Raw genomic sequence first — 5,871 nt, 5'->3', positions numbered from 1 at the left:
TCTCCAGGCCGAACCGTTGTTCGATCCCTCTGGTGCGAAAATGCGAGGCTGATCGTCCCCTAACGTAAGGCGGCGATGTCCCAAATCGGGACATCGCCATTTCCGCTCTTTGTGCATCATTTTGCGCAAAGCCACCGATTTTCCTGCCGATTTTTTGGTTTCCGTGGCGTTAATTACGTCATTTAACGCTTCTTACTAAAGAAATTGTCGATCGGGGCTTTTTGGGCTTCCCTTTTGTATCGAAAGCGGTATGGAATCCCCCTGTCTAAACAAGCTCAAAAATGAGCGTCAAGAACAAGAGATGCGGCCCTCAGGAACCGCATCCGGGGGATTATATATGGAGTATTTCATCCAGCAGCTCGTCAACGGGCTGACGCTTGGATCTATTTATGGTTTGATAGCCATCGGCTACACCATGGTTTACGGCATCATCGGCATGATCAATTTCGCCCACGGCGATATCTTCATGCTGGGCGGATTTGCCGCTCTCATCACCTTCCTTCTTTTGACCAGCGTGTTCGCCGGCCTCCCGGTCGTGCTGCTGCTTCTGGTCATGATCGCTGCGGCGATGCTCACGGCATCGCTGTGGAACTGGACGATCGAGAAGGTGGCCTACCGGCCGCTGCGCGGATCCTTCCGGCTTGCGCCGCTGATCACCGCAATCGGCATGTCGATTGCGCTGTCGAACTTCATCCAGGTGACGCAGGGTCCGCGCAACAAGCCGATCCCGCCGATGGTGTCGTCGGTCTATAACGTCTTCGGCATCGCGATCTCGCTCAAGCAGTTGATCATCATGGTGCTGACGGTCGTTCTCCTGGCGACCTTCTGGTACATCGTCAACAAGACCTCGCTTGGTAGAGCGCAACGTGCGACCGAACAGGACCGCAAGATGGCGGCGCTGCTCGGTATCGACGTCGACCGCACGATCTCCGTGACCTTCATCATGGGGGCGTCGCTCGCGGCTGTCGCCGGCACCATGTACCTGATGTATTACGGCGTGACCGTCTTCACCGACGGCTTCATTCCGGGCGTCAAGGCCTTCACGGCCGCGGTTCTGGGCGGCATCGGCTCGCTTCCGGGTGCTGTTCTCGGCGGCCTGCTCATCGGTCTCATCGAGAGCCTGTGGTCCGCCTACTTCACCATCGACTACAAGGACGTCGCGACGTTCTCCATCCTCGCCATCGTCCTGATCTTCAAGCCGTCCGGTATTCTCGGACGACCGGAAGTCGAGAAGGTTTGATCATGTCCAACATTTCGAACACCAATGAGAGCGCCGGCGGTAATCTGACGGCGCGGGCTCTGCGCGAGGGCATTTTTGCCGGCATCATCGCGCTCGGCCTCTTCGTCCTCTTCGTCGGTCTCGAGACCACGCAGAACATCCGCAACGAACTCGTGCTGAACCAGCGCTGGGGTCTGCTGGCGATCTTCGTGATCATCGCTGCCGTCGGCCGCTTCCTGACCGTCGCCTATTTCCAACCCTCGATGGCGGCCCGCAAGGCTGCGGCGTCGAAGGTGGATACGGAAGAAAGTTTCTTCAAGCGCAATTTCAGCAAGATCGCGATCGCCGCGCTGCTGATCTATCCGCCGCTGATGGTCATGCTGTTCGGCGTGCAGGGCTCGCTGAAATGGGTCGACAATTTCGGCATCCAGATCCTCATCTACGTGATGCTGGCCTGGGGTCTGAACATCGTCGTCGGCCTCGCCGGCCTGCTCGATCTCGGCTACGTCGCCTTCTACGCGGTCGGCGCCTATTCCTATGCGCTTCTGTCGCAGCAGTTCGGCTTCTCCTTCTGGGTGCTTTTGCCGCTCGCCGGCATTCTGGCCGCCTTCTGGGGCATGATCCTTGGCTTCCCCGTGCTGCGTCTGAAGGGCGACTACCTCGCCATCGTGACGCTGGCCTTCGGGGAAATCATCCGCCTCGTGCTGATCAACTGGACGGAAGTGACCAAGGGTACTTTCGGCGTCTCGGGCATTCCGAAGGCTTCGATCTTCGGCATCTGGTCCTTCGATGTCAGTGCGCCGAACAACTTCGCCAAGGCCTTCGGCCTGCCGATGTCGTCGGCATACTACAAGATCTTCCTCTTCTATCTCATCCTGGCGCTGGCCCTGCTCACCGCCTATGTGACGATCCGCCTGCGCCGCATGCCGATCGGCCGCGCCTGGGAAGCGCTGCGTGAAGACGAAATCGCCTGCCGCTCGCTCGGCATCAACACGGTGACCACCAAGCTGACGGCCTTTTCCATCGGCGCTATGTTCGGCGGCTTCGCCGGCTCCTTCTTCGCCGTGCGCCAGGGCTTCGTCTCGCCGGAAAGCTTCGTCTTCCTGGAATCGGCGATCATCCTCGCCATCGTGGTTCTCGGCGGCATGGGCTCGCTCGTCGGTATCGCCGTCGCGGCGGTGGTCATGGTCGGCGGCACGGAACTGCTGCGCGAGATGACCTTCCTGAAGGCGGTCTTCGGGCCGGACTTCACGCCCGAGCTCTACCGCATGCTGATCTTCGGTCTAGCGATGGTCGTCGTCATGGTCTGGAAGCCTCGTGGCTTCGTCGGAAGCCGTGAACCGACCGCCTTCCTGCGGGAACGCAAGTCCGTCTCCGGCAGCTTCACCAAGGAAGGGCACGGCTGATGGCGCCCGAGACGAAGATAGCGACGAATACGATGACGAAAGATCCCATCCTGAAAGTCGAGCATCTCTCGATGCGCTTTGGTGGCCTCATGGCCATCAACGACCTCTCCTTCGAAGCCTATCGCGGCGATATCACCGCGCTGATCGGCCCGAACGGTGCCGGCAAGACCACGGTGTTCAACTGCGTGACCGGCTTCTACAAGCCGACCATGGGCATGATCACCATGCGCCAGAAGGCCGGCAAGGAGTTCCTGCTGGAACGCATGACCGACTTCGAGGTCAACCGCGATGCGAAGGTGGCGCGCACCTTCCAGAATATCCGGCTCTTCTCGGGTCTGACGGTTCTGGAAAACCTGCTCGTCGCCCAGCACAATGCGCTGATGAAGGCCTCCGGCTACACGATCCTCGGCCTGCTCGGCATGCCCGCCTATAAGAAGGCGGCGGCCGAATCGATCGATATCGCCAAGTACTGGCTGGAGAAGGCCAACCTCATCGAGCGTGCCGACGATCCGGCGGGCGATCTGCCCTACGGTGCGCAGCGGCGTCTCGAAATCGCCCGCGCTATGTGTACCGGCCCGGAGTTCCTGTGCCTCGACGAGCCGGCCGCCGGCCTCAACCCGCGTGAGTCGCAGGCGCTCAACGACCTGCTCCGCTCGATCCGCAACGACAGCGGCACGTCGATCCTGCTCATCGAGCATGACATGTCGGTTGTCATGGAAATCTCCGATCATGTGGTCGTGCTTGAATACGGGCAGAAGATCTCCGACGGCACGCCGGACCATGTGAAGAACGATCCGAAGGTTATCGCGGCCTATCTCGGTGTTGAAGATGATGAGGTCGAAGAGGTGATCGAGGAAATCGAGGTGATCGCGGAGAGCGAAGGTTCGCAGGGAGGGGCGCACTGATGAGCGATACACTTCTCAGCGTTCAGGGCGTGGAAACCTATTACGGTAACATCCGCGCGCTCGCCGGCGTCAATGTCGAGGTCAAGAAGGGCGAGATCGTCTCGCTGATCGGTGCCAACGGCGCCGGCAAGTCGACCTTGATGATGACGGTCTGCGGCAGCCCGCAGGCTCGCACCGGCTCCGTCATCTTCGACGGCGAGGACATCACCCGCTTGCCGACGCATCTCATCGCCCGTCGCCGCATCGCGCAGTCCCCCGAAGGACGTCGCATCTTCCCGCGCATGACGGTCTATGAAAACCTTCAGATGGGCGCGAGCCTCGACAATCTGAAGTATTTCAATGAGGACGTGGAAAAGATCTTCACGCTCTTCCCGCGCCTCAAGGAGCGCCAGTCGCAGCGCGGCGGTACGCTTTCGGGTGGCGAGCAGCAGATGCTGTCCATCGGCCGCGCGCTGATGGCGCGTCCGAAGCTTCTGCTTCTCGACGAGCCGTCGCTCGGTCTTGCGCCGCTGATCATCAAGCAGATCTTCGACGCCATCCAGGTCCTGAACCAGGAACAGGGCCTGACCGTGTTCCTCGTCGAGCAGAACGCCTTTGCCGCACTCAAACTCTCCCACCGGGCCTATGTGATGGTCAACGGCCAGGTGACGATGAGCGGCTCGGGCAAGGAACTTCTGGCCAATCCGGAAGTGCGTGCTGCCTATCTGGAAGGCGGACGCCACTAAGGCGCTGTAGGGAGAGAAGAAAAATGCAAGGAATTCTCTACGAAGAACCGTCTTTCTGGCAGTTCCTGTTCGTCAGCGTCATCATGGGCGGTTGGACCGCTTGGCGTACGGGCAAGAGCGTTGCGGACGGTTGGCAGAACTACGGAACGCTGGTCGTCTACGTCCTTCTTCTGGGCGCAGCCATTCGTTTCGTGCACCACGCGCTGTTCCACGGCACCATGCTCACGCCGCAGTACTATGTCGTGGACACCGCCGTGCTTTTGTTGTTTGCTACGCTCGGCTACCGCTATTACCGTACGCGGCAAATGACCAATAACTACTACTGGCTCTATGAAAAGGCTTCGCCCTTTTCCTGGAAATCCAAGTAACCAGAGGGAACGCCGCGACCGGTTCACGGCCGCGGTCTCAAAGATACCGGCGCAATGAATGCGGGTGTTGCGACCGGTTGAAACGAACCCGCAATCAAATTTGGGAGTAATAATATGAAGAAGTCTCTCATGTCGGCTGTTGCTTTGGCTGCAATGGTCGCTTTCAGCGGCAGCGCCTGGGCCGACATCCTGATCGGCGTCGGTGGCCCGATCACCGGCCCGAACGCTGCCTTCGGCGCACAGCTGCAGAAGGGTGCCGAGCAGGCTGCTGCCGACATCAACGCAGCCGGCGGCATCAACGGCGAGCAGATCAAGATCGTGCTCGGCGACGACGTTTCCGACCCGAAGCAGGGCGTTTCGGTCGCCAACAAGTTCGTCGCTGACGGCGTGAAGTTCGTCGTCGGTCACTTCAACTCCGGCGTTTCCATTCCGGCATCGGAAATCTACGCTGAAAACGGCATCCTGCAGATCACGCCGGCGTCCACCAACCCGACCTACACGGAACGTGGCCTGTGGAACACCTTCCGTACCTGCGGCCGTGACGACCAGCAGGGCGCCGTAGCCGGTTCCTTCATCGCTGCCAACTTCAAGGACGCCAAGGTTGCCGTCGTTCACGACAAGACCCCGTATGGCCAGGGCCTTGCCGACGAAACCAAGAAGGCAATGAACGAAGCCGGCATCACGGAAGTGATCTATGAAGGCGTCAACATCGGCGACAAGGACTTCTCCGCTCTCATCGCCAAGATGAAGGAAGCCGGCGTTTCCGTCGTCTATTGGGGTGGTCTGCACACAGAGTTCGGCCTGATGGAACGCCAGGCTGCCGACCAGGGCCTGAAGGCAACCTTCATGTCGGGTGACGGCATCGTTTCGAACGAACTGGCTTCGATCGCCGGCGACGCCGTCGACGGCACGCTGATGACCTTCGCTCCGGATCCGCGCAAGAACGAAGCTGCAAAGGAACTCGTCGAGAAGTTCCGTGCATCGGGCTTCGAGCCGGAAGCCTACACGCTGTACTCCTATGCTGCCGTTCAGGTCATCGCTGAAGGCGCCAAGGCTGCCGGCGGCGTAGATCCGCAGGCCGTTGCCGAAGCCATCAAGGCGAAGGGTCCGTTCAAGACCGCTATCGGCGAACTCGGCTTCGACGAAAAGGGCGACATCACCCGTCCGGACTACGTCATGTACACCTGGAAGAAGGGTGACGACGGCAAGTACACCTACGTCGAAAACCAGTAATCGGTTTTTCACGGA

General features: G+C 59.9%; 6 protein-coding genes. All 6 read left to right on the top strand.

Going from position 1 to position 5,871, the window contains the following annotated elements:
* The first annotated feature begins 337 nt into the window (after positions 1 to 337).
* The 6 genes from ACOZK4_RS02610 (at position 338) to ACOZK4_RS02585 (ending at position 5,856) form a co-directional block, all read left to right on the top strand.
* Positions 338 to 1,240 carry a branched-chain amino acid ABC transporter permease gene (locus ACOZK4_RS02610; protein WP_313528980.1) on the top strand — a complete coding sequence of 301 codons (903 nt, stop codon included), beginning with the start codon at positions 338 to 340 and terminating at the stop codon, positions 1,238 to 1,240.
* A 2-nt stretch (positions 1,241 to 1,242) separates the two neighbouring features.
* Complete coding sequence (livM, locus tag ACOZK4_RS02605; RefSeq protein WP_421590264.1) at positions 1,243 to 2,625, top strand: high-affinity branched-chain amino acid ABC transporter permease LivM; 1,383 nt, start codon at positions 1,243 to 1,245, stop codon at positions 2,623 to 2,625.
* The gene (locus ACOZK4_RS02600; protein WP_313528975.1) at positions 2,625 to 3,530 is read left to right on the top strand and encodes an ABC transporter ATP-binding protein; all 906 of its coding nucleotides are present in this window, start codon (positions 2,625 to 2,627) and stop codon (positions 3,528 to 3,530) included. The genes livM and ACOZK4_RS02600 overlap by 1 nt, the downstream gene beginning before the upstream one ends.
* On the top strand, positions 3,530 to 4,255 hold the full coding sequence (locus ACOZK4_RS02595; protein WP_313528971.1) for an ABC transporter ATP-binding protein: 726 nt from the start codon (positions 3,530 to 3,532) through the stop codon (positions 4,253 to 4,255). Before ACOZK4_RS02600 ends, ACOZK4_RS02595 begins: the two co-directional genes overlap by 1 nt.
* A gap of 23 nt (positions 4,256 to 4,278) precedes the next feature.
* Positions 4,279 to 4,623, top strand: a complete 345-nt coding sequence (locus ACOZK4_RS02590) for a DUF6867 family protein (RefSeq protein ID WP_313528969.1) — start codon at positions 4,279 to 4,281, stop codon at positions 4,621 to 4,623.
* 114 nt (positions 4,624 to 4,737) lie between these two features.
* The gene (locus ACOZK4_RS02585; protein ID WP_313528966.1) at positions 4,738 to 5,856 is read left to right on the top strand and encodes a branched-chain amino acid ABC transporter substrate-binding protein; all 1,119 of its coding nucleotides are present in this window, start codon (positions 4,738 to 4,740) and stop codon (positions 5,854 to 5,856) included.
* Positions 5,857 to 5,871 lie beyond the last annotated feature (15 nt).

Source organism: Shinella sp. M27 (genome assembly GCF_049199905.1).
Taxonomy (GTDB): Bacteria; Pseudomonadota; Alphaproteobacteria; order Rhizobiales; family Rhizobiaceae; genus Shinella.
This window is presented reverse-complemented; position numbering and strand designations above follow the sequence as displayed.

What these genes read in the sequence shown, in the direction of transcription:
- ACOZK4_RS02610 (WP_313528980.1), top strand. Translation starts at nt 338, where the DNA reads ATGGAGTATTTCATCCAGCAGCTCGTCAACGGGCTGACGCTTGGATCT.
- livM (WP_421590264.1), top strand. Translation starts at nt 1,243, where the DNA reads ATGTCCAACATTTCGAACACCAATGAGAGCGCCGGCGGTAATCTGACG.
- ACOZK4_RS02600 (WP_313528975.1), top strand. Translation starts at nt 2,625, where the DNA reads ATGGCGCCCGAGACGAAGATAGCGACGAATACGATGACGAAAGATCCC.
- ACOZK4_RS02595 (WP_313528971.1), top strand. Translation starts at nt 3,530, where the DNA reads ATGAGCGATACACTTCTCAGCGTTCAGGGCGTGGAAACCTATTACGGT.
- ACOZK4_RS02590 (WP_313528969.1), top strand. Translation starts at nt 4,279, where the DNA reads ATGCAAGGAATTCTCTACGAAGAACCGTCTTTCTGGCAGTTCCTGTTC.
- ACOZK4_RS02585 (WP_313528966.1), top strand. Translation starts at nt 4,738, where the DNA reads ATGAAGAAGTCTCTCATGTCGGCTGTTGCTTTGGCTGCAATGGTCGCT.